The 22,973-nt window shown below is 65.5% G+C and carries 15 protein-coding genes; 5 read left to right on the top strand and 10 right to left on the bottom strand.

All coding sequences use genetic code 11. The features are described 5' to 3' along the window. Positions 1 to 319 precede the first annotated feature (319 nt). Positions 320 to 892, top strand: a complete 573-nt coding sequence (locus OKA04_RS15090; RefSeq protein ID WP_264502014.1) for a hypothetical protein — start codon at positions 320 to 322, stop codon at positions 890 to 892. Positions 893 to 1,003: 111 nt separating this feature from the next. On the opposite strand, the gene OKA04_RS15085 is transcribed toward OKA04_RS15090, so the two are convergent. The 3 genes from OKA04_RS15085 to OKA04_RS15075 form a co-directional block, all read right to left on the bottom strand. After that, on the bottom strand, positions 1,004 to 4,777 hold the full coding sequence (locus tag OKA04_RS15085; RefSeq protein ID WP_264502013.1) for a PAS domain-containing protein: 3,774 nt from the start codon (positions 4,775 to 4,777) through the stop codon (positions 1,004 to 1,006). A 142-nt stretch (positions 4,778 to 4,919) separates the two neighbouring features. After that, positions 4,920 to 6,926, bottom strand: coding sequence for a hybrid sensor histidine kinase/response regulator (locus tag OKA04_RS15080; protein WP_264502012.1), 2,007 nt, complete (start codon positions 6,924 to 6,926; stop codon positions 4,920 to 4,922). 112 nt (positions 6,927 to 7,038) lie between these two features. Continuing rightward, positions 7,039 to 7,269, bottom strand: coding sequence for a hypothetical protein (locus OKA04_RS15075; protein WP_264502011.1), 231 nt, complete (start codon positions 7,267 to 7,269; stop codon positions 7,039 to 7,041). Positions 7,270 to 7,507: 238 nt separating this feature from the next. On the opposite strand from OKA04_RS15075, the gene OKA04_RS15070 reads away from it, so the two are divergent. Beyond that, entirely contained in the window at positions 7,508 to 9,067 is a 1,560-nt protein-coding gene (locus OKA04_RS15070; protein WP_264502010.1) for an FAD-dependent oxidoreductase, read from the top strand. A 50-nt stretch (positions 9,068 to 9,117) separates the two neighbouring features. Continuing rightward, positions 9,118 to 9,378, top strand: coding sequence for a DUF4235 domain-containing protein (locus OKA04_RS15065; protein WP_264502009.1), 261 nt, complete (start codon positions 9,118 to 9,120; stop codon positions 9,376 to 9,378). Positions 9,379 to 9,463: 85 nt separating this feature from the next. Here OKA04_RS15065 and OKA04_RS15060 read toward each other — a convergent pair whose 3' ends face one another. Next, on the bottom strand, positions 9,464 to 9,667 hold the full coding sequence (locus OKA04_RS15060) for a hypothetical protein (RefSeq protein WP_264502008.1): 204 nt from the start codon (positions 9,665 to 9,667) through the stop codon (positions 9,464 to 9,466). Between the two features lie 331 nt (positions 9,668 to 9,998). Next, complete coding sequence (locus tag OKA04_RS15055; protein WP_264502007.1) at positions 9,999 to 10,316, bottom strand: HPF/RaiA family ribosome-associated protein; 318 nt, start codon at positions 10,314 to 10,316, stop codon at positions 9,999 to 10,001. Positions 10,317 to 10,560: 244 nt separating this feature from the next. Between OKA04_RS15055 and OKA04_RS15050 the strand changes: the two genes are divergently transcribed. Both OKA04_RS15050 and OKA04_RS15045 read left to right on the top strand, forming a co-directional pair. Further along, the gene (locus tag OKA04_RS15050) at positions 10,561 to 11,016 is read left to right on the top strand and encodes a host attachment protein (RefSeq protein WP_264502006.1); all 456 of its coding nucleotides are present in this window, start codon (positions 10,561 to 10,563) and stop codon (positions 11,014 to 11,016) included. Positions 11,017 to 11,060: 44 nt separating this feature from the next. After that, positions 11,061 to 12,287, top strand: a complete 1,227-nt coding sequence (locus OKA04_RS15045) for an alpha/beta hydrolase (RefSeq protein ID WP_264502005.1) — start codon at positions 11,061 to 11,063, stop codon at positions 12,285 to 12,287. A 215-nt stretch (positions 12,288 to 12,502) separates the two neighbouring features. Here the strand turns inward: OKA04_RS15045 and OKA04_RS15040 are convergent, their stop codons facing one another. Genes OKA04_RS15040 through OKA04_RS15020 form a run of 5 tightly spaced genes read right to left on the bottom strand, consistent with a single transcriptional unit; the run spans position 12,503 to position 22,958 of the window. After that, positions 12,503 to 16,795, bottom strand: coding sequence for a fibronectin type III domain-containing protein (locus tag OKA04_RS15040; RefSeq protein ID WP_264502004.1), 4,293 nt, complete (start codon positions 16,793 to 16,795; stop codon positions 12,503 to 12,505). A gap of 1 nt (position 16,796) precedes the next feature. Continuing rightward, positions 16,797 to 20,969 (bottom strand): hypothetical protein, encoded by a 4,173-nt coding sequence (locus tag OKA04_RS15035; RefSeq protein ID WP_264502003.1) that lies wholly within the window; start codon positions 20,967 to 20,969, stop codon positions 16,797 to 16,799. Continuing rightward, positions 20,966 to 21,577 carry a hypothetical protein gene (locus OKA04_RS15030; protein WP_264502002.1) on the bottom strand — a complete coding sequence of 204 codons (612 nt, stop codon included), beginning with the start codon at positions 21,575 to 21,577 and terminating at the stop codon, positions 20,966 to 20,968. The genes OKA04_RS15035 and OKA04_RS15030 overlap by 4 nt, the downstream gene beginning before the upstream one ends. Next, a complete protein-coding gene (locus OKA04_RS15025) occupies positions 21,574 to 22,023 on the bottom strand; it encodes a hypothetical protein (RefSeq protein ID WP_264502001.1) in 450 nt (149 codons plus the stop codon). Before OKA04_RS15025 ends, OKA04_RS15030 begins: the two co-directional genes overlap by 4 nt. Further along, entirely contained in the window at positions 22,020 to 22,958 is a 939-nt protein-coding gene (locus tag OKA04_RS15020; RefSeq protein ID WP_264502000.1) for a hypothetical protein, read from the bottom strand. The genes OKA04_RS15025 and OKA04_RS15020 overlap by 4 nt, the downstream gene beginning before the upstream one ends. Positions 22,959 to 22,973 lie beyond the last annotated feature (15 nt).

Raw genomic sequence — 22,973 nt, 5'->3', positions numbered from 1 at the left:
GGGCTCGATCGGAGATTGGCCATCGCCTTGAAGTCGGTTGAGTTTCCAGACGAAGCAACTTGAGCCTTTGCAGGCGATTTTAAGACAGAAGTCGTAGAGTTGATTCAAAGGGAGAGGCGACCGGTTTCCGTTGGGAAGCTCGACGGAATGAGCCAAGCTTTGGAAGTTGCAACGGTTCCCATTCGTTCGGCGCTTTATGCATGGCCCCTGTCAGGGAGTTCGAATGTGTTGCTGCACTGAGATGTTGTCCCTGCGGAGAAAGAGGTCTCGGGGATGCCCTGCCGGACGACAGGCACGCGGGTTGCGAGGAGGTGGGACCATGAGTGATACCCACGCCAGCAATCTGAAGCAGTATGTGAATGACATGATCGGTCTCGAGGCCGATGTCTCCAAGGCGATCCGCGGCCAGCTTGAAGACGATCGTGTGAAGAGGCATTCAAGATTGGCCGCCTTGTTGGAGCGAATCGCGGTGCAGAGCGAGTCCAGGCTGGAACGCCTGAAGGCCATCTCGAAGGACGAAGGCGGAGCCCTCGGTGGCGCGATCAAGGAGGGCGTGATGACTGCCACGGGAGTGTTGGCCGGACTCTATGGAAAGATGCGCGAGCATCCGGTATCGCGCATGGTGCGGGACGACATCGTTGCGCAAACCACGGCGGCCACCAGCTACGGGATGCTGCTCACATTGGGTCTTTCCGCCTCGCACGTGGAATGTGCCCGCCTCGCGGAAGACGGGCTGCGGGCATGTGCGCCCACGGTGACGCTTCTCACGTCTGAGCTGCCGGAGATCGTCGCGAGTGAGTTGGCGGAAGACGCGCCGCTGGCGAATCCTGCGGCGGCGCAGACCGCTTTGGCGACGATCCGTGAGGCGTGGTCGGAAGCTCCTTCGGCCTGACTCCTATCATTCACCGGGTGTCATGGCATTTGTTGCCATGGCACCTGATGAAGGCCGCGTTACGGGGAGCATTCGTGCCAGTCCAATGACCGGCACCGCCATGGCTGAAAGTCACACCTTCGCGGCAAGGGCGGCGACGCTGGCGATGAGTTCGGCGGGATCGACGGGCTTGGCGATGTGCATCTGGAAGCCGGACTCGAGCGCGCGGACGCGGTCGATGCTGCGGGCGTAGGCGGTGACGGCGAGGGCGCGTGCCCGGCCTCCTTCGGCAGGCGGTAGTTCGCGGACGCGGCGCATGAAGGAGTAGCCGTCTTCGCCGGGCATGCCGATGTCGCTGACGATGACGTCGGGCAAGTGACGCTTCACCAGTTCATACGCTTGCGCGGTGGAGGTGGCGGTGTGGACGGTGGCTCCGCAGCCGACCAGCAGGCGCTCGACGAAGGTGACGGCGTCCACTTCGTCATCCAGCGCGACGATGGAGATGCCGTCGAGCTGGCCTGGAATGAGCGGCGTCGGCGGTCCATCCTCTGCCGTGGTCCTCGGGTGTACACGCGTGGTGTCCGCATGAATACTGGCGGGGTGATGGATGGCCACGGGAAGGCTGACGGTGAAGGTGGAGCCTTCGCCTTTCCCGGGGCTGTAAGCCTTCACGGAGCCGCCGTGGAGTTCCACGATCTGCTTCACGATGGCGAGACCAAGACCCAGGCCGCCATAGTGGCGGGTAATGCTGGCGTCTGCTTGGCGGAAGCGGTCGAAGACATGGGGGAGGAAGGCGGGCTCGATGCCCGCGCCGGTGTCCATCACGCTGACTTCTACGTGGCTGTTGATGCGCTTGAGCGTGACCTGGATGCGTCCTTCCTTCGGCGTGAATTTCACCGCATTCGACAACAGGTTCCAGAAGACCTGGTGCAGGCGGTGCGGATCGCCGAACATCGCATGGGCGGCGGGATCGACGATCACCTGAAGGCGCACGCCCTTCGCATCCGCGGCCTGCTGCACCGTCTCCACGCCGGCGCGCACGAGTGACTCCAGCTCGATGGACTGGACGTCCAGCCGCAGCTTGCCGCTGACGATGCGGCTCATGTCGAGGATGTCCTCGATGATCTGCGTCTGCGCCTTCGCATTGCGCGAGATGATGGCGAGTCCCTCGGCGAGACGAGTCTGGTCCGGCATCATCTGGAGGAGCTGGGTCCAGCCGACGATGGCATTCAGCGGCGTGCGCAGCTCGTGGGAAAGGGTGGCGAGGAATTCATCCTTCATCCTCCCGGCGATCTCCGCTTCACCACGGGCGGCGCGCTCGGCATCGAGGAGCGACTGCCGGTCGGCGAGTGCGGCGCGGAGTTGCTCCTCGCTGCGCTCCAGCGCCTGGCGGGATCGCACACGGTCGGTCACATCCACGGAGTGATCGTACACGCCGTAGGGCTTTCCCTCCGGGTCCCGCACCTGGAGGTAGGTGAAGTCGAAGTAGCGGTCTTCGGGCGGGGCTCCGTCCGCCCTGGCGATGCGGGCAAGCACCTCGCGGCCGATGATGGGCGTACCGGTGAGCATCACCTTCCTCAGCTTGTCGTCGAAGCCCTGGCCCGTCAGCTCCGGGATGGCCTCGAGGATGGGGAGCCCGATGAGCTGGCGATCCCCGAAGAGCGCCTGATAGAGCGGATTCACCCGGTCGAAGATCAGGTCGTCGCCCTTCCACAGTGCCATCTCGGCAGGGGACTCGCGGAAGATCAGCTCCAGCAGATGGCGCTGGAACTGCAGCTCCTCCTCGGACAGTTTTCTTTGGGTGATGTCGCCCATGGTCCCGTCGAAGCTGACGGGCTGCCGACCTTGCGGCCCCTCGCCGAAGGTGACGCCGCCGCGCGCGGCCATCCAATGGACGGAGCCGTCCGGGTGGATCACGCGATACTCCGCGGCGTAGGGCACGGGATCGATGGGACGCGTGGCGGCATTGATCGCCTCGACCACGCGACCGATATCGTCCGGATGCACGGTGGCCAGGCCATCCTCGAAGCGCAACTGGTCACCGGTGAAGCCGATGAGCTGGCGGAAGCGCTCGTTCGTGACGACTTCCTGCGTGAGTAGATTGATATTGAAGGAGCCGATCTGAGCGGCCTCCAGCGCCATGCGGCGGCGGCGCTCGCTGGTCTCCACGGCCTCGCGCGCCAGCACCGACTCGGTGACGTCCACCCCGTGGACGAAGACGCCGGTCGGCTTTTTGTCCGGGTCCAGAAGCGCCTGATAGTTGAAGCTGATGTATCGCGTGCGGCGGGACGAGTCGTCCGGTCCGAGCACGGCGGGAACCTCGGTTCCACCAATGGATTCACCGGTGAGATAGACGCTGTCCAGCATCTTGAAGAATCCCTGGCCCTCGACTTCCGGGAGGATCTCGCGGATCGGCTTGCCGGGGGTGGCGGGCCGGCCGATGAGCTCGGAGTATTTCTCATTCGCCATCTCCAGCACGTGGTCCGGGCCACGGAGGACGCAGATGAAGGCCGGGGCTCTCTCGATGATGGCAGCGAGGTTCGCCTTCTCCGTCTCGATCGCGCGGACGAATGCCTCGCGCTCGGCCTCGGCACGGCGGCGTGCGGTCACGTCGCCCAGCACGCCATAGACGCGGGCCGGCTTCCCGTCCGCACCGGCAGCCACCTGGCTGATGCTGGAGATGAGGCGACGCTCCTTCCCCGGGGCGATGACTCCGTATTCGATCTCCAGCAGCGTCCCGTGCTCCGCGGAAGCCCCGGCCGCACCCTCGACACGGGCACGGTCCGCGGGATCGATGCGCTGGAAGATATCTTGAACCGTCACCTTCTCCTCCGGGGCGAAGCCGAAGAACTCCCGCACGCGGGCATCCATCTCCACCTGATGGGTCTTCAGGTCCCAATCGACGCGCCCGAGCGATGCCATGCGGAGCGCAGTGGCAGCCTCGAATTCACTCTCGCGCTCCGCCTCCGCGGCGAGCTTCTGGTCATGAATGTCGGTGAGCGTGCCAAACCAGCGCACGACCTTTCCATCGGAGCCCGGCACGGGATTCGCGCGGGCGAGGTGCCAGCGGATGGCCCCATCGGTCGCGCGGAGCAGGCGGACCTCCACGCTGCTGGGCTGTCCCTTTTTCTGCGCCTCGTCCCACGCCCTCAGCATGGGCGGCAGGTCTTCCGCGACGAAGGCACCATGCCACTCCCTTGCGGTGAGGTGGCCCTCCGGCAGGCCGGTGTAGTCGTGCCAGCGGCGATTGAACCAATACGGGATGCCCTGGGAATCCGCGGCCCACACGATCTGCGGCATGGAGTCCGCCATCTGACGAAAATGGACCTCGCTCTCCCGCAGTTCTTCCAGTGCGCGGGCTCGTCGCACCTCCGCAGCGGTGCGGTCGGCCACTTGGCGGACGAGCGAGATCTCGCCATCCGTCCAATCCCGCGGCGTGTCCTGATGGACGACGACGAGCACGCGGAAGACGCCCTCGATGAGGACGGGCACATCGATCGCTGCCACGGCACCGATGGTGCGCAGGGCATCCAGCTCCGGGCCGGGCGGGTTTTCCTGCGCGGCATCCCGGCGGATGTGCATCCTGCCGGCGCGGTAGTCCTTGGCAAGCTCCTCGCCGTAGTCCCTCAGCAGGTGGATGCCCTTCGCATCCGGCATGCCGGGCTTGGCCCACGTATGATGGACATTCACCCGCTCGCCATCCTCCATCGCCTCGCCCACCAGCACCCGGGAGACGTCCATGTGCTCGCCGAGCATGCGCTGCGAGATGGCGATGATCTGCTCGGGATCCGAAATGCCGAGGATGGAATTCGTCAGGCGATTGAGGAAATCGAGGGTGCCCGCATCGCCGGACGTGGAGGCAGTTTCCGGTCGATCGTGTCCGGGAGATGGGGCTTCGGAAGGCATGCGTGGGGCGGGAATGGCAGGAGACCCAACCAATAGCCGCAAAGTCCACGCTGTAAATGAACTCCCGTGTCCCTAAGATCTGCTTGAGAGGAAGGCTGGCGGGTTACCATGTCGGGCAGTTTGCCCGGTCTGGGGGAGCCTGTTAGAGCGGCGTCTCCTTCTCAAGGCTGCGCATCAGGTCCATCAGCGCGGCGGGCTCCACGGGCTTCACCAGATGATGATCGAAACCGGCGTCGCGCGTCTTGTCGCGGTCGCTTTCCTGGCCCCAGCCGGTGAGGGCGACGAGCACCATGCCGGTGCTCCAGGGCTGGCGGCGGATCTCCCGGGCGGCCTCGTAGCCGTCCATGCGCGGCATGCCGATGTCCATGAGGATGATGTCCGGCAGGAAGGCAGCGGCGGCAGCGATGCAGTCCTCGCCATCATGGGCAGTGCGGACTTCGTTCCCGCCGATGGTGAGGGAAAGCGAGAGCGTCTCCGCCGCATCCAGATTGTCGTCCACGACGAGGATGCGCCGTGGTGCCGGAGGCGGCATCTCAGGCCCGGCAATGGAAGCTTCGCCGCTATCCTCCCGGGTGCAAAGCGGCAGGCGGACGACGAATTCGCTGCCGTGCCCGAGGCCGTCGCTCAAGGCCTGGACGGAGCCGCCATGGAGATCCACGAGGCGCTGCACCAGCGTGAGGCCGATGCCAAGCCCGCCGCGGCTGCGTTGTCCCACCTGGTCCGTCTGACGGAACATCTCGAAAACGGCCTCCAGCATGTCCGGCGAGATGCCGATGCCATTGTCCTTCACGCGGATGACGGCCTGTCCGTCCGCGGCGGCCACCGAGAGCGAGATGGTGCCTCCGGGATTCGTGTAGCGCACGGCATTCGTCAGGAGATTCGACACCACTTGGGCGATCCGCGCGGGATCGCCGGTGACGGGCGGGGTGGAAGCGGGCAGATCGATCTCCAGGCGGTGGCCCGCCTGATCGATGGCCGACTGCACCGCATCGATGGCCGAGTGAATCACCGGGGCCAGCAGGATGCTCCCGGAGCTGAGCTGGATCTTCCCGCTGGTGATGCGGGACATGTCCATGAGGTCATCGATGAGACGGACGAGCTGGGTGGTCTGCTGCTCCATCATGCGACGGAGCCTTTCCACCACCTCCGGCTTGTCGCCCGACATGCGCATCACCTCCAGGCCGGTGCGGATCGGCGCGAGCGGGTTGCGGAGCTCGTGGGCGAGGGTGGCGAGGAATTCATCCTTGCGGCGATCCGCTTCGGATAGCTTCGCCGCGAGTTCGCGCAGGGCGGTCTCGGTCTTGCGATGCTCGGCCTCCGCATTCTTCCGCTCGGTGATGTCGCTCACCGTGCCGTCGAAGCTGACGAGCCTGCGTGACGCGCCGGTCCCCTCGAAATTCGCCCGCCCCTTCGACGCCACCCAATGCACGGAGCCATCGGGGTGGATGACACGGTATTCCTCCGAATAGGGCACCGCGGACTCCGGGTCCACCGAGGCGGCAACAGCATCCCGCACCCGCGCGGCATCGTCGGGGTGCAGGGCGGCAAAGCTCTGCTCATAGCTGATGGGCGCGATCGAACCGTGGAAGATCATGCGGAAGCGGTTGTCCGTCCGCATGGTCATGGTGGCGGGGTCGATGTTCCATGCCCCGAGCCCTGCGGACTCCAGTGCGAGGTGCCAGCGCGAGTGGGTGGCGCGCAGCTCCAGCTCCGCGAGACGCTGCGGCGTGATGTCCACCACCACGCCGGGCAGGCGTATGGCGCGGCCGGCATCATCCCGCGTGATCCTCCCGCGGGCGACCACCCAGCGGATGGTGCCGTCGCTGCCGATGAGACGGTATTCCGCCTCGTAGCGGTCCCCGGAGTCGATGCCACGGCCGATCTCCGAGAGCACGCCCTCGACATCGTCCGGATGGATGGAGCGTATGTACTCCTCGATGGGCGCGCCGGTGGTGGCGATGGACTCGTCGATGCCGAAGATGCGGGCCATGTTCGGGTCCGCGGTGACGAGGTTGTTCACCACATCGTATTCCCAGGTCCCGATCTCGGCGGCGGCCAGGGTGGTATCCAGCCGTGACCGGGCGTCGCGGAGCGCCTTTTCCAGTTCGCCTGGGTGGATGCTTTCGACGGGCTGATCGGAAGATGCCAAAGGGGTGGGTTTTCTATCGGGAGAGGTTGGGAAGGAGTGCCGGGCGGAATTTCGCCAAGACACCGGGCGCGGGCAAATCGAAATCGCCACGGGGAAGCGTCGGCCTAGCAGCTCAGGCCGTCTGCCAGCGGTAGGACGCCTGCTTCCCGCGCACTTCCCGCAGTTGATAGCGTCCGATGAGCACCGGCACGAAGCGCGACTCCGGCGACTCCGACTCCATGTAGAGGCAGATTTCCTCCGGCCGGTCCACGGGGTCGGAAATGAGCGACCGGAGGGCATCCATCGATAGGATGCGGCCATCCTCAGGGCCGTCCTGAAGCAGGATTCGTTCGATGTCGTGCATGGCTGGGTGCTGGGAATGCCGGTGTGACGGACGCAAGTCTGCGAACTGCACCATCCTGCAATTTCCAGAAACTGCAAACTACCCGCAGGCCGGGTATCTACGTGCGATTGAAGATTGCCGGGCGGATGCAAAGCGATCCGCACTCCATTCCGAGCAAATATGCAATCACGCCGGGAATGGGATTTCCACATCACCTGCTGGTATTCCGCTGGTACGCGGTTTGCGAGAGCGGAAGGTCATGGCTGGAGACACTGATGCGCGCGAGATGGAGGTGGAACTGCAGAACCTGCCCCTGTGGCTGGATCTGCCGGATGGTCCGGCATTCCCCACGCTCGCAGAGGACACGGAGACCGGGGTGCTGGTCATCGGCGGGGGCATCACGGGGGTCACGGCGGCGTGGCTTCTCGCGCGGGAAGGACGGCGGGTCACGCTGCTGGAGCGGGAGACCATCGGCGCACGCGACTCGGGCCACACCACGGCGCACCTCACCTACCTGACGGACACGCGCCTGCCGAAGCTGGTGGACACGCTGGGAAAGGATGATGCCCGCCTCGCGTGGGAAGCCGGTCGCGATGCGATGGCGATGATCCGCAGCGCGGTGGAGTCGCTGGGCATCGGGTGCGGATTCGCTGTTGTGCCGGGCTATCTGGCGCTGGATGACGAGGAGGACCAGAGCATGGGCGGCATCGCGCTGCGGCGGGAGGAGGAGCTGATGCTGGAGCTCGGATTCGATGTGGTGATGGACGGCGTGAATCCCGTCACCGGCACCGCGGCGATCCGCTTCCGGGAGCAGATGAAATTCCACCCGCTGAAGTATCTCCGCGCACTGGCCGCGGACGCGGTGAAGCACGGCGCGAAGATCCACGAGCATACTTCCGTGGATGAATTTCACGATGATCCGAAGCGGGTGATCGCCGGCGGCCACGAGGTCCGCTATGACAAGGTGATCATCGCCACCCACGTGCCGCTGCAGGGCACGGCTCAGACGATGGGTGCCGCGCTCTTCCAGTCGAAGCTCTTTCCCTACTCCAGCTATGCGGTCTGCGTGCGCATCCCGGCGGACGGGGTGAAGGAGCTGATCTGGTCGGACACCGCGGAGCCCTTCCGATATGTCCGCATGGAGGCGGGAGAAGGCGGCGAGGCTCAGGTCATCCTCGGTGGCGAGGATCACAAGACCGGCCAGGAGAGTGATCCGGACGAGTGCTTCGCTCGGCTGGAGGAGTGGCTCACGAAATGGATTCCGGATGCGGAAGTGACGCATCGCTGGAGCGGCCAGGTGATCGAGACGGTGGACGGGCTGCCCTATATCGGCGAGACGGTGCAGGATCAGTTCGTCGCGACAGGCTTTTCCGGGAATGGCTTCACCTACGGCACGGCGGCGGCGATGATGGCGCTGGCTTGGGTGCGCGGTGAGGAGCATGCGTGGTCGAAGCTCTTCGCTCCCGGACGCAAGACGCCGCTGTCGCTGAAAGAGTATCTAAAGGAGAACGCGGACGCCACGCTGCGCATGATCCGCGATTGGCTGAAAACGCCCGACGGTCACCCCCAGCTCCTGGAGCCCGACGAGGGCCGGGTGATGGAGCACAATGGCGAGCGGGTGGCCGCCTATCGGGATCCGGAGGGCGAGCTGCACCTGTGCAGTGCGGTATGCCCGCATCTCGGCTGTGTCGTGGCGTGGAATGCGGCGGAGCGCACGTGGGACTGCCCCTGCCATGGCTCGCGCTTCGGCGCGACAGGCAAGGTGATCGCAGGACCCGCCGAGAAGGACCTCAAGGACCTGACCGGAGTGGCACTCTAACAGCGAAAGGGAATGAGAACGACCTTCCTGAATCCAAACCCCACCGAACCATGAAACCCCGATCCACGAAACATCTCGCATTGAAGATCGCCGCTCTCGCACTGCCCGCCCTGGCGGACCGCCTCACACGCAGGCTGGCCGCGCGCGGATTCACCGGAGTGACCGGCCAGCAGCCTCCGCGCAATCCCGCCGTGCCCTTCGTCACGTGGAAGGAGGCGATCCTCTGGACCGCGATCGCCGGTGCGATGGGCGGCGTTGCCCGCATGGCCTCGCGCAAGGCTCTGGCCGGGAAGCTGCCGGTGGAGACTTGAGGCTGCGAGAAATCTGAATCGTCATGAGATCATCCATTCGATGATCTCCTCGCCGGTCATATAGCTGGCTGCCTCGCTCAAACTTTTACGATCCGCTCTCGGAGCAGAAGCCGGAGGCGACGATCACCCCGATGCCGCATGCCAGGCCGAGGGTGACGAAGGGATTCTGACGGACGTATTGCTTCACTGCCTTCATCGCCGGGATGGCAAGGTCGTCAGAAGCCGAAGGGTCGGTGAATGAATTACCGGTCGGTTCGTGCAGCGGATGGGATCGGGGCGAGTGGTTCATGTGCCAATCTTACGCAGCAGCGATGCCAAGGCCGCCTTTCTGGATGATACGACGGCAGCTACAGGCGAAGATATGGAAGGCGGAGTCAGAGAAGTTGCATCATGCTCCCGGGGCATCTGCATATCGCTCCGCGAGACCACTGTGCGAGTGCTTTATCGCGGATAAGTTCCCGGAAGGAGCACCTGCCCGTGTGGGGTGGAGGTGCCCAGCCCGCTGCTGACTATCGGCGAATTGGGTTTTTCAAGCCGGTGACAGTGCGCGCCAGATCTTCCGAGACAGCATCCATCATGCTGCTGCCCCGTAGGTTTGCAAACGGAGTTTTCGCGTCCTTTCAGTGACGCGCCGCGATCTTGCCTAGGTGGTGTTCGATGAGGCGCTCCAAACGTTCCGCAGCGCCTTCGATGGCCTCGGAGAGCGAGTTGTCCGAGTGGCTCACTCCGAGAGGAGGCAGCCCGGCGAGACGGGCCTCCATCGCGCAGCGCATGTCCTTCTCGCCGCCTTTTTCACCATTCTGATCACTGAGATGGACTTCCAGGTCGGTGATCCTCGAGCTGAAACGCGAGAGTGCTGGCTCCACCACGGAGATGACTTCTTCCTTCATTTCCGCGCCGCCGCGCAGGTGGTGGTCGGTGTGAACTTGGATAAACATGGTGATCCAATTTCCGCCGGGCTCGACCGGTGTAAAGGGACGATGACGATATGCTGTTAGAAAATCAGCCTGCGCAATCTGCATATGATCCGCGCAAAGAGCATGGCGGTGAAGTTATCATCCGGCGTCCTGCCCAGCCTCGCAGCGGCAAGCGGTAAAGGAACGGGATCTGCGGGAAGCCCAAGCGCCGGATCCAACGGGGATTCGCCTGCTCTGAAATCCAAATCCAAGAACCAAGTCATTCATGAGACCGCTTCCATCAATCCTCGTCGTTGCCGATCGCGGCAAGGTGCTCGCTTATCTCACCGGTGAGGACGACGTGCCACGGCTTCATGCCACCACCACCTTCAAAGAGGGGACGGAGAAGATCTCGGATCTCGTCACGGATCAGGCGGGAGCCTTTCCCACTCCGGGTGGTCACGGCACCAGCTCCGCAGAACGGCTGCCCTTGAAGGAAGAACTGGAAGCGCGCTGCATCCGGCAGATCGCCAGCATGATCGAAGAATGGCTGGCGATGCCCGGCGTGACGAGTTGGGGCCTGTGCGCACCGTCTCAGATCCATGGCGCGATTTTGGAACAGGTGTCCCGTGACACCCTCGAAAGGCTCTCTTCCAAGGTAAAGAAGGACCTCGTGAATGCCTCGCCAGCAGAAGTTCGCGAGGCCTTCGGCGCGCCCGCCACCGTTTCCAGCCACTCCTAGAAGCCATCGCGAGGCAGCATCAATATCCAACCCGCAACCCGATCATGAAAACCACACGTCAGACTCTTATGTTCACGGCCTTCGCTCCTGCCGTGGCCGCTACTCTTGCCCTCAGCTCCGCAGCGATGGCGCAGGAGGATCACCAGCAACCGGTGCCGGATTCTTCAAGCGCGGCGAAGAAGCTCGAACGCGAAGGTGCAATCGTGGAAGCCCCGGTCGGCCCCGACGGATCTACCAAGAAATCAAACGTGACCGAGGCCTCCAAGCCGGACGCGCAGATGCAGGCAGTGCTCGACGAGCTTGATGCACTGGGCGGCAAGCCCGTCACGCAATTGAAGCCGGAAGATGCACGCGATCAGCCAACGCCCGCGGATGCCGTGAAGAAGGTGATGGACAAGCTCGACAAGAAGGGACCGCAAGAGGTCTTCAAAGTCGAGGACATCGACATCAAGCTGTCAGGGCACGATCTCAAGGGCCGTGTCTATCAGCCGGAGGGTCCGGGTCCTTTTCCCGTGATCCTCTACATCCACGGCGGCGGTTGGGTGCTCGCGGACCTCGATACCTATGACTCCACGCCACGTGCGCTGAGCAATGCGACGCAGGCGCTGGTGATCTCCACCGACTACCGCCATGCGCCGGAGCACAAGTTCCCGGCCGCGCACGAGGACGTCTATGGAGCCTACCAGTGGGTGCTGGCGAATGCGGGCCAATGGGGCGGCGACACGAAGCGCACGGCCGTGGTAGGCGAGAGCGCCGGCGGGAACATGGCAGTGTCGCTTGCCATGATGGCACAGGCTCAGGGAGCCCAAATGCCCGTGCACCAGGTGCTGGTCTATCCGGTTGCCACCACGTCGATGTCCAGCGACTCCTACCGCCAGTACCCGGGCGCGAAACCGCTGAATGCTCCGATGATGAAGTGGTTCTTCGAGCAGACGCTCGCGAACAAGGAGGACTGGGACAATCACCAGATCAACCTCCTCTCCGCAAAGACGCTGAAGGGCTTGCCATCGACCACCATCATCACCGCGGAGATCGACCCGCTACGCTCCGACGGCGAGGCCCTCGCGAAGAAGCTGGAGCAAGACGGAGTGTCCGTTGCCCACCGGAACTACGACGGGGTGACCCACGAATTCTTCGGCATGGGTGCCGTCGTGGACAAGGCGAATGCCGCCGTGAGCTTCGCCGCGGAGAACCTGAAGCAAGCTTTTGCCGGGAAGCCGGCGGACAAGGAAGAAGTGGGGGCTACTTCCGATACAAAGCCCGCCGAGTAAATTCCCCGGAAGGTCGTCCCGGGGCTGCCGAGAGGTGGCCTCGGGATTTTTTTGTGCTGTGGCCGAGGTTAGGGGAGGGGATGGACGACTTCGTTCCTCGGTCGGCACCGATGGCCGGACCGTTGGGAGGATGCCTCCTTCGATAAAACAAAGGCCCGCCGGTGATGCCGGCGGGCCTTCTTGATGGGGCGGGTTTTACTGTGAGTCCGGGCCGATCAATCGGCGAGATTCACGGAGACGCGGAGGAAGCGTTTTGGGAAGTTGCCCTTGGGATAGAGGTCTTCCACGACGACGGTTTCCATGCCGTCCGCGTCCGGGGCGGACACGGATTTCTCCACGGTCTGCTCGGGATGCCAGTCGGCGAGATCGCCGGTGGCTGCGGCCTGGTAGATCACTCCGGTGACATTGTGGCGGCGCTTGTAGGTGATGCTGAGATATGGGCCGTTGATGTTTGCCTTCGGCATCAGGTGGGCGTCGGAGGCATTCGGGTCGAAGCCGAGCGCATACTCCAGCAGGTTGCTCATGCCATCGTGGTCCGGGTCGGCATCAGGTCCCGCGATGAGGGGATCCGAGGCATTCGCGCCGAAGGCCTGCTCCCGCCACGCCGCGTATTCGAGACCGGGGCCGAAAGTGGTGGTCACGCGGGTGGAGTTCAGCGCCATGCTCTCCTCGTAGGCGGGTGCCTCGCCGTAGGAACGGACGCGCACGCGGTAGCTCGTCATGTTATCCAGCACGTAGACCGGGAGATCCTCGGCAAAGGGATTTGTCACCAGGATGCCCTCATCATGATCGTTTTTGCCGTCCTCTCCGTAGAAGTTCCCTGGGAGGAAAGCAGCATTCGCATCGACGATCTCAACGATGTAGCCTTCGGCGAAGGCTCCGGTGAGCGGAGCACTCCAGTTCACTGTGAAGCCTTCCTCGGTAATGTCGGTGGCGGTGAGGGTGGCGGGGGCTTCCGGCGCGGTGGTGCTCACCACGCTGGCGAAGCGGTCCAGCTTGATGGTGCTGGTGCTGCCCTTTTCATCCATGACGGTGAATGCAGAGAAGACCGACGAATCCGCCGCAAGCGATGCGGCGGCGATGGTCATCGGCGTGCTCTCGATGAGGCGGGAGACGAAGCCCGCACCATCCACGCCCATGTCGTCCACGGTGTAGCTCACGGCAAACTGGCTGGCACCGGAACGCACGGCGAGCAAGGTGATGCGGAACCAGTTTCCGGCCTGCGCGACGTTGTTCAGGGAGAGCTTCTCGCCCTTGTTTTCCGTGGAACCGTTCCAGGAGAAGACCTCCGCCTCCACCTTGCGGCGCTTGTCGGAGCTGGTGGTGTCTTCCTCGATGCTGAACTTCACCCCGAGCGAGGGGTGGGTCTTGTTCATCGTGTCCTTCGGGTTGTTCGCATTCGGCGTGGCATTGCCGAGGAAGCCGAGGCGGATCTCGCCCTTGTCCTTGCCGCTGGTCACATTGAGCACCTCGGCGGCATTGAAGTCGATGGAGGTCATCAGATACGACGCCGAGGCCGCATCGAAGGCCGTGGGCCGAACGGCGAAGGCCACGCGGTCATTGCTGGTGCTGCCGACGAAGGCGAGGCCGCCGCTGGAAGACGTGCCACCGGCAGGCGCGTGGGTCAGCGTGGCATTCGACGTGGTGATCGCGATGGCATTCAGGTCCGCGGGATCATCGAAGTCGATGACCGGATCCGGATCGACGACGATGACGGTGAAGGTGCGCTGGTAGGTCGCGTTGTTGGAAGCGCCGTCGCTGACGGTCACGGTGATGACGGCGTTGCCCACGACGCCCGGAACCGGGGTGAAGGCGAGGCTGCCGGTGGTGGCCGGAGACGTGTAGCTTGCGACGGGATTCGGGATGAGCCCGGGATTTGACGAGGTGGCGGTGACGCTGAGCGTCTGGCCTTCCTCACCACCGCTGGTGATGCCCGAGAGCGCGACGGTCTGCTGGGCGCCATTGATGGCGATGGGTGCGGGATTCGCGATCGCGGCGAGCGTCGGCCTAGCATTCATGCCGGCGGCCAGGGTGGTCACGGCGATCTCGCCGGAGGCATCGCTGGACCCATTCGGATTCGTGCCAATGACGCGGTAGCGGTAGCCGGTGCCCGCGGCGAGACCGGAGATGCGCAGCGTGCGTGCGGTGCTTTCCGTGAGAATGATGCCTGCGGCCTGCCCCGTGGATCCGGTGGCCGAGATGAAATTGCCTGCAGTGAAGGAAGCACCGTCCGGCACGACCTCGACAATCCATCCGGCGGGATAGACTTCACCGGCAGGTTGCCAGTTTGCCTGGAAGCTGGAGGCGGTCACCTGCGTGGCCGCGGCGGCCTGCGGCGCGGACGGCGGGTCGGTCTGCGCGACGGAGCGGTGGTCATCCAGCCGCAGGTAGGTGAGCTGCTTGTCCAGCTTGCCCGCGTAAGCGGCGTAGAGGTCGGCGGCGGAGCCCATCGCGGCATTCGTGAAGGAGAACGGCCCGGACTCCATGATCACGACCGGCGTGGACGTGCCGTGTTCGCCGAGGTCTTCCAGTTGGTAGGAGGCGAGGAAGGTGGAGCCGCCTGCGGGGACGAGTGTGAGGGACACGCGCAGCCAGTTGTTCATCGAGGCGCTGTTGAGCAGCGTGAGCTTGCCCGCCTTCGTCTCGTCGCCGCTGCCGTCGGCATTGCCGATCTCGGCTTCGATCTTGCGGGATTTGGAGGCGTCACTGGGCTTGTGCTCGGCCTTGATGACCACGCTGATGGCCTGGTTCGACTTGTGGAGAAACTCGTGGGGCTTGCTGGCATTCAGCGTGAGCGTGGGGATGAAGCCCACGCGGAGCTCGAGCTTCGCCTCATCCGAGGTGGCGTCATCCACCTGCGAGGGATTGAAGAGGATGGACGTGCGCAGCAGCGAGGACCCGGCGAGCGGGTGGCCCTGCTTTCGCCAGCCCACGAAGCCATGGTCGCCGGAGGTGGAACTGCTGGAAACGACGATGCCGCCGGAGGCGGGATCTCCCGCACCGGCACCTGCCTGCCACGTGTGGACGAGGTTTGCATTCGTGGTGACGGCGAGGTCGTCGAGATCCGCCGCGCTTTCAAAGCCGAGCACCGCGGGAGGATTCCGCAGCGTGACGGTGAAGGTGCGGGTGGTGGTGTGGTCGGCGGCCTGGCCGTCATTCGCGGTGACGGTGATGGTGGCCGTGCCCTCGGTGTCTCCCATTGTGAGCGTGAGGGACCCGGTGTCCGCGGGCGAGGTGTGGCTCACGCTGGCCGTCGCGATCGCGGGATTGCTGGAGGTGGCCGAGACGGTGACGGTCTGGTCGGTCTCGCCACCTGCGGAAATGCCGGTGAGCGGGATGACCACCGTGCTTTGCGAAAGGGAGAAGGGTCCCACGTTTCCGATCGCATCCAGCGTCGGAGGGGAATTCTGGGTGAGCGAGAGCGTCTGGACGTTCGTGACGGCGGAGGGATCGCTCTGGCCCACCACGTTCACGGAGCGGACGCGATAGACGTAGGCGGTCTGTGGCGAGAGGCCGGTGATGGCTTGGGAAAGACCGCTGACCGGGATGCCTGCTGCCTGGCCGGGGGTGCCGTCCGCGGCGAGGAAGGAGCCCGGCGCGAAGTTGTTCGCGGCGGTGGTCACTTCCAGCACGTAGGAGGCGGGATAGACGCCGGCGGCGGGTGCCTGCCATCCTGCGGTGAAGCCCTGTGCGGCGACGGCGGTGGCAGCCGCGGCGACGGGTGACTGTGGCGCCACGGCGGAGAACACCGTCTCGTGATCGTCGAAGAACACCGAGGTCGTCTTCGACTTCTCCGTCTTCACCGCGAAGCCCTCGTAAACGCTGGCGGCGGTGGCGAGCGGCGCATTCGCCAGAGTGACCGGCGTGGAGCTCAGGATGGCGACAGGAGCGGCGGTGCCGTCCGCGCCGAGGCTCTCGAGCGTGTAGCTCACGGAAAAATCATTTCCGCCGGAGCGGACCATCTTCAAGGTCAGGCGGAGCCAGTCATCGAAGTGGGCGCTGTTGTTCACCGCCAGCTTCATCGAGTTCGCCTCGGAGGTGACGCGGTTCGTGATCTCGCACTCGATCTGCCTCGTCTTGCTGTCGGAGGGCTTGTGCTCGGCCTTCAGCGTCAGGCTGATCGAGTCGTTGTTCTTGTGGAAGTATTCCCACGGCTTGGAGGCATTCGTCGTGTCGGTGGCGGCGAAGCCCATGCGCACCTCGGCCTTGTCCGAAGTGGAACTGTCGATCTCGCGCGGGCTGAGCAGGATGGACGAGGTCCACACACCGTCCGCCTGGGCCACGGGGACCAGCTTGCGGGCCACCGCGCCGCGGTCGTTGCCGCCGGAGTTGCCTTGGTAGCGAAGGCCGCCGGTGACGGGATTGCCGGCACCGATGCCGTTCTCGCGGGTGAGCGCACCATTGAGGTTCGTGACCGTGTAGGCCGCGAGGTCCGGCTCGGATTCGAAGGGCACCGTGGCGGCGTGGGAGGCCGCGAGGGTGCTGAGGGCTAGGATCAGTCGTTTCATTTCAGTGGCCGGCGGTGTCGGTCAGGACAGTGCGGAATCGCGCCGCGCCGGAGGCGTCGCGTTCTTTCAAAATCAGGATACGGGCCCAGCGGCGGGCGACCACCTCGTCATCGGGATCGCAATGGCCGCGACCGGAATTCGCCACGCCCTCGCGCTTCTTGCCGCGGTCGCGGACGGACTCGACGACGACGTAGGCGGAGAAGGCATTCGCCGAGACGCCCGCCTGATTCACCAGCAGGGCCATGGGTGCCTGGTAAAAAATGCCGGACGAATGGTGGCCTCCGGGGAAGGACGCGCCGTCCATGGACTCGCCGAGTTCCTTATCCCCCGCCATGTCGCCCGCCGACGAGGCGGCACCCAGGCCGGGATTGAGCGCCGTCTTGAAACGCAGCCACCCGCTCTCGTGACTCTCCTGGTGATAGTCGATCGCGAGATCGCTGCGGAAGTGGCGCACGGGCAGGAGGCTGAAGCGCGTGGCGAAGTGGGCGGGCATGTGAAAGCCGGCACCGCCATTGATGAGATCGAGATTCTGGTCCGCAGCGTGGCGGCCTTTCAGCGTTCCCTTGCCGTCGTTCTTGTCGTCCTTCCGTCCATCCACGCCGTAGGCGAGCAGGCGGCCCTGGCCGGGGAGATCCGAGCCGAAGTCGATCCACGGGTCACCACCTGCGCCATCTCCTGGACGCCACGTGAAGAAACCGGGACCGAAGAAATCGAAAGCCGCATTTCCCACGCCCCAACGCAGGCTTTCGCCACTGCGCGAGAAGTCCCCGCCCACCACGCCGAGCCACATGTCCCACGGGCGGCGGAGTTGCGGGAAGGGGCTGAGATTCCGGTCGAGCAGGCTGCCGGGAGACTTCTCGGCGAGATTCTTCGCCTCCTTGCCGCGATAGGATTCAGAGCCGGTTTCTCGCGGGAGGAAACCCTGCGCCGCGGGCAGCCACACGGCATGCAGCGGGTCCTTGCCCACGTCCGAAGAGTCCTTCAGCTCCTGGGTGGTTTCGCCTCCTTCGCGCAGTGCGAGGTATTCGTCATGGGCGACGGAGGTATTCACGTTCCACGCCGGGCCGGAAGACGGCATCCGCAGGAGGTCCAGCAGCATCCGCATCGGCGGGCCATTCAGCGGGCTGTTGAGCTGGTTCGGCGTGCGGCCTTCGTCCGGGCCGATCTGGATGGGCGTGAGCGGGAAGCCGGAGTGGCAGAAGCCGATCTCGCCGGGCGAGGTGAAGTAGCGCTTCGCCGGGGCGGAGCAGTGGAAGCCGCGCGCGCCCTTCTTGCCATCGGGCAGTTTCGTGAACTTGTCCTCGTCCACGGGGGAAGCAGCCACCTCGAGGTCGGTGTTCTTCACTGCGGTGGCGGCGTCGATCTTCACGGTGGTGGGCAGCGCAGGCAGGCCGAGTCGGCCCGGTGCGGCCTCGCCCTCCACGGAGGGGATGCGGTAGATGGCGGTGAGAGAGTCGGCGCGCTTGCCACCGCCGGGCTCGCCCTCCGTGCCCGGCACGATCAACTCGTGGGTGAGGCATTCGCCCGAGTAGTCCGCAAGGCGCGTGGCAGTGGAGTCCGCCACCGGCCACGAGGCATTCGCCGCGGAGAGGCGACCCCCGCTCTCGCGCTGCACGGTGACGCTGGCCGAGCCGCCCGCCATGGCACTGACCTCCCAGCGGGTGTCCGCGAGATGATCGATCTTTGGCAAGGTCTGGCCGACATACACCACGGGCTGCGGCTTGATGACCGGCTGCCTGCGCCAGAAGTGACCCTGCGCGCCGTAGAAGTGCCCGCGGCCGAAGAGACCGGGCAGCATGGGATTCCCGGTGCGATGGCCGAGGGTGGGATCCAGGCAGACGACGCGCTCCATCACGGAGGTCTTCGGCGTGAGGTCGAGCCACGTGGCAACGCGGGACTTCATCGCGGTATCGGTGGCATTTGCATCCGTCCACCCGCTGACGCCGAGGCTCTCGGGGATGAGGGCGTCGAGCGTCTTCATGCAAAACCAGCCGACCGAGCGGCCGCCGCCATCGCGATAGGCGGCGAGCGACGAGTCGTCGTCCGCGCTACCGGCATTCGTCCCGGCCTGGGACATGCGCCACCAGTCGATGGAGCCTGCGGCCCCGGGGTGCTTCACGGGCACCTGGTGCCAGACCTGGCCACCCCGGCGAATCTTCCAGCCGCGGATGCGCAGGCAGCTCGCGAACTTGTCGTCATTCAGCGCCGCCACCGGGAAGACGCCGAGGCGGATGTTCACGGTGTGGCCCAGCGGCTGGAGTTCCTTCGCGTCCTTGCCGGGCAGCGAGTTCGCGGTGAAGTGGCCGTGCAGGGGTGCCTTGAAGGTCTTCTCGACGGTCGCGCCCGCGGGCAGCGTGCCCCAGGTGATGTCGAACTCGATCTCGCCGGTGAAAGGCTCGGTCTCGAAAGGGTCCGGATTCACCAGGCCGATGCAGAGATCGACCACGGCGTGGGTGGCGTAGTGGTGCAGTCGCTTCTGCTTGTAGGTGTAACCGTAGGAGCCGGTGCCGGTCGTTTGGAGGAGCTTCGTGCGATCCTCGCGATCTTCCTTTGGCAGCAGCCAGTAGGCGCTGCGGGCGCGGGTGCTAACCTCCGCGACGTAGGGCATGGAGCGCGCGCCGACGATGCCAGCGGCGGTGTCGATGAGCGGCGGCACGCTGTCCGGCTGGGCGGCCTCCGCGACATTCACCAGCATCTGGAGGGCGGCGGACTGGCCGCTGGGGGCGAAGGGCGCGAGCGAATCGAAGAAGGACTTCGCCTTGGCGCCCGGCTGGTAGGCCCGCTGGTAGGCACCATCGCCGAGGCGGCTCCACAGCTCGCTGCCGGTGATGGCCGCGAGGGAGACGGTGGTACCGCGATTGCCCGTGGCCTGCTTCTGGAACTCCTGCAGGTCGATGCGCGGGCGGCCGAGCGGATCGAGCTGTTCTTCCTCGCCCTGGAAAGTGAGTGCGGTGCCGACCTGGCGGGCGAGCTTCACGCGCTCGGCGTCATTCCCCACGGCAGCACGCAGATCGGAGAACCACGGATGGGCAGGCCTCGCGCGCGATCCGGCATTCGCGAGCTGGTCCGCGAGATCCTTCCCCGCGGTCATCCCCTCCGCGCGGGAGCGTCGCGGGCTCTCGAAGAACGCCCAATCTACCAGATCCGTAGTACTTGCCGGGGCATCCGGGCCGAGCCATGCCTCGCGGGCATCTCGAGCATGGAGCGCGGAGAGGCCGGGACCGGGGCGTCCGCCGCGCGTGGCGGGCTGGCCCTCGATATCCTTCCCCGGGACGACCTGCTCGAGCTTCGCCAGCAGGCCGCGGGCGGAATTGTGGCCGTCCTGATCGTAGGGCGAGCGGCCACCATCCACCGCACCGGACTCACCGACGAGGCGTCCGTAGGCTGCCTCGCCGCGGATGGAGCGCAGCGGCAGATCGGCCCTCAGCTTGGTATTCTCCAGATCCACCCAGTAGGCATAGCGCCCGATCATCGGGTTCTTCGCCGACGGCGGCTGCGAGGGGTCCTTCAGCACGGGGATCCACTGCACCCAGATGGGGCGCTCGGCGGAGGTCGAGCCCGGGGCGATCTCCTTCCCTTGGCCCGCGAGCGACGTGCGCACGGTGGCACCGCTGGCCTCGGGCACGCCGGTGATCCACGTGGTGCCGGGCTGCCAGGGATTGTCGGCGGTATTGATGTTGAAGGCCGCGTAGGGATTGTAGTCCGGGTTCTCCTTCGCGGGCGCACCGCCATCCACGGAGAGGTGCTTCAGCCGTGGCGCGAAGTCCTTCCACGAGAACATCGGGATCCAGCGCGGGTTCGCGGGCTTGCCGCCGTATTCCGCGGCGAAGGGCTTGGCGAAGAAGGCGTCGTTCTCGAATGCCGCCTCGCCCGTCTCGCCGCCCCGGTTCAGCGGCTCGTCGTAGCGCTTCACCTCCAGCAGGCCGGGCATGGCAGCCACGCTCCCTTCACCGGCTCCGACGGAGAATCCCTCGTCGAGCTTCGCCAGGATCTCGCCCTTCGCGGATGCCAGCAGGTCATCCGCCGTCACCTCCGCGTGGTCGAAGTCCGCACGCAACCTCGCCTCGTGACCGGTGGTGAGAAAATACAGGCACAGGACGGACATGAAGCCACCGAGCAGCACGACCCATAGCAGGGCGGCGCCGGGCGCATCGCGGCGGACAACGCGCTTCATCGCTCCGCCGGACCGCCTCCCACCGGCATGAGGAAACGGAAATCGGAGGTCTCGCCGCGGGACTTCTCCAGACGATCGCGCCGACCCTCCTCACGCAACCGCGAGGTGGCCAACTCCAGGTGCAACAGCGCGGGTGCCTCCGCGCGGCTCCATGACTGCGGCGCATCCTCGCGATCCTGCGCGGCACGCTTGAGCCAATGTGACGAGATGGAAGAGAAGCCGGTGCCGACGACATTCGATGTGGTCTCGCGGCCCTCCCGCAGCGAGCGGACCAGCGTTCCCTTCTCCTGCTTCCAGCGGTAGCGCACGTCCTTCCACCCGCCCTCGCGGGATGGCAGGCGCAGGTCGAGCGACCAGGCATCCGCGGAGGAAGAGCACTCCAGCGCGCCCTCCGAGGTGGCAGGCAGCGCGGCCAGATCCGCAGCCAGCAGGCGTCGGATGGACTCAGACTTCTCCGCGGCGGCGAGCTTTCCTGCGGAGTCCTTGACCGTGTCCGAGGTGCGCGTGACGAGCCCGCCGATGCAGATCAGCAGCCCGGAAAGCAGCGAAAGATTCACGACCATCTCGAGGATCGTGAAGCCGGAGAATGAATGATGCCGCCTTTTCACGATCCCTTCACGCGCTGCACGACCGCCTCGTCCAGGAGCTTGCCTGAGCGCGCGGCGGTGATGCGGATTTTCACTGCCTCGAAGCGCTCGCTCTGAAATCCCGGGGCAGCCATGCCCTCCAGTTCGACCTTCACCCAGGGGATCATGTCCTCGCCCGCGATGAGGCGGCACTTGCGGTCGAAGTCCACGCTCGCCCTCCACTCGCGGCCACCCTGCGACTCCTCCGGCCACGAGCGATCCTGGAGCCGCAGCCGCAGCTCATCGCGCAGGCCGGCGGTCTCTCGCAATCCGCGCGCCCGGCCCGCCTCCACGGTGCCCACCGTCAGCAGGCCCAGGATGGGCAGCACCATCACGGCCATGAGCCCGATGGCCATGGAGGTATCGATGAGCGTGAAGCCGCGCGCATGGCGGAGACGGCGGCGGCGAGTGCGAGGGTGATGTTTCATTCCTGCCATACCTCCCCGTCGGAGGTTCTTATCTTCACGATCCAGTGGGAATCCTTCCCCTGGTCGCCGAAGTGGAACTCCAATTCCTCCTCGTCCTCACGGCAGGCCAGGCCGCCGTCCGGCATGAAATCAATGGCGGGCAACTCGACGCGGTCCGCCCGGCTTTCCCCGCTGCGCTCCGACCAGTGCGGCACCTCTTGGCCGCCGAAGACATCCCCAGCGCTGACGCGGCCAGTGCCGGACAGCGTGACGCTCTCGTCCCCGGGCAGCACCGCGGTGACGATGCCGCGCAGGTCTCGGAAGGGGCTGAGGGCAAAGTCCTCCGGGTAGATGGAATACGCGTCCGCCTGCGAGCCGCGGCCATCATCCACCTCGGACCAGGTGGTCTCCGGCCTGCATTGATATTTCCCCGTGACGGCCTCGAAGCCCTGCTCCGTGTAGGCGCGCACGAAGTCTCCGCCGAGATCCACCTTCTGCCAGCGGGTCCAGGTGCGGCGATTCGGCGCGGCGGTCCATCCGCCCGTGGTGGAGGAAAAGCGCGGCGTGCGGGCGACGGGAAGCGCGGGCACGATGTCATCCTCGGGCGCGAGCAGCGACTGCACCGGTAGGTGACGGCCGGGCACGCGGAAGACAAGCAGGCGGCATCCCGTCTCCGGGGCATCATCCCCGTCTCCGACACCCGCTCTTTCCAGCGCATCCCCGCTGCCGGGCAGGAGGAAGGCGAGGCGCACCGGTGCCATTTCCCGCCGGGCAAGCGCACTTGCCTCCCGCACCATGGACTGGAACTCCAGCGCGGCCTCCCGCGCCTGATGCCTGCCCGACAGCCAGTGCATCGCACCCGCCATGGCGGAGGCGACGAAGCCCATGACCGTCACCACGACGAGCAACTCGACCAGTGACCAACCGGCCGCGCGGGAGAGGCGAGGGGACTTCATGAAAAGAGGCGGGAA

Origin of the sequence: Luteolibacter flavescens (assembly GCF_025950085.1) — a bacterium.
GTDB lineage: Bacteria > Verrucomicrobiota > Verrucomicrobiia > Verrucomicrobiales > Akkermansiaceae > Haloferula > Haloferula flavescens.
The sequence above is the reverse complement of the archived record's forward strand: the minus strand, read 5'-3'. Positions and strand labels throughout refer to the sequence as shown.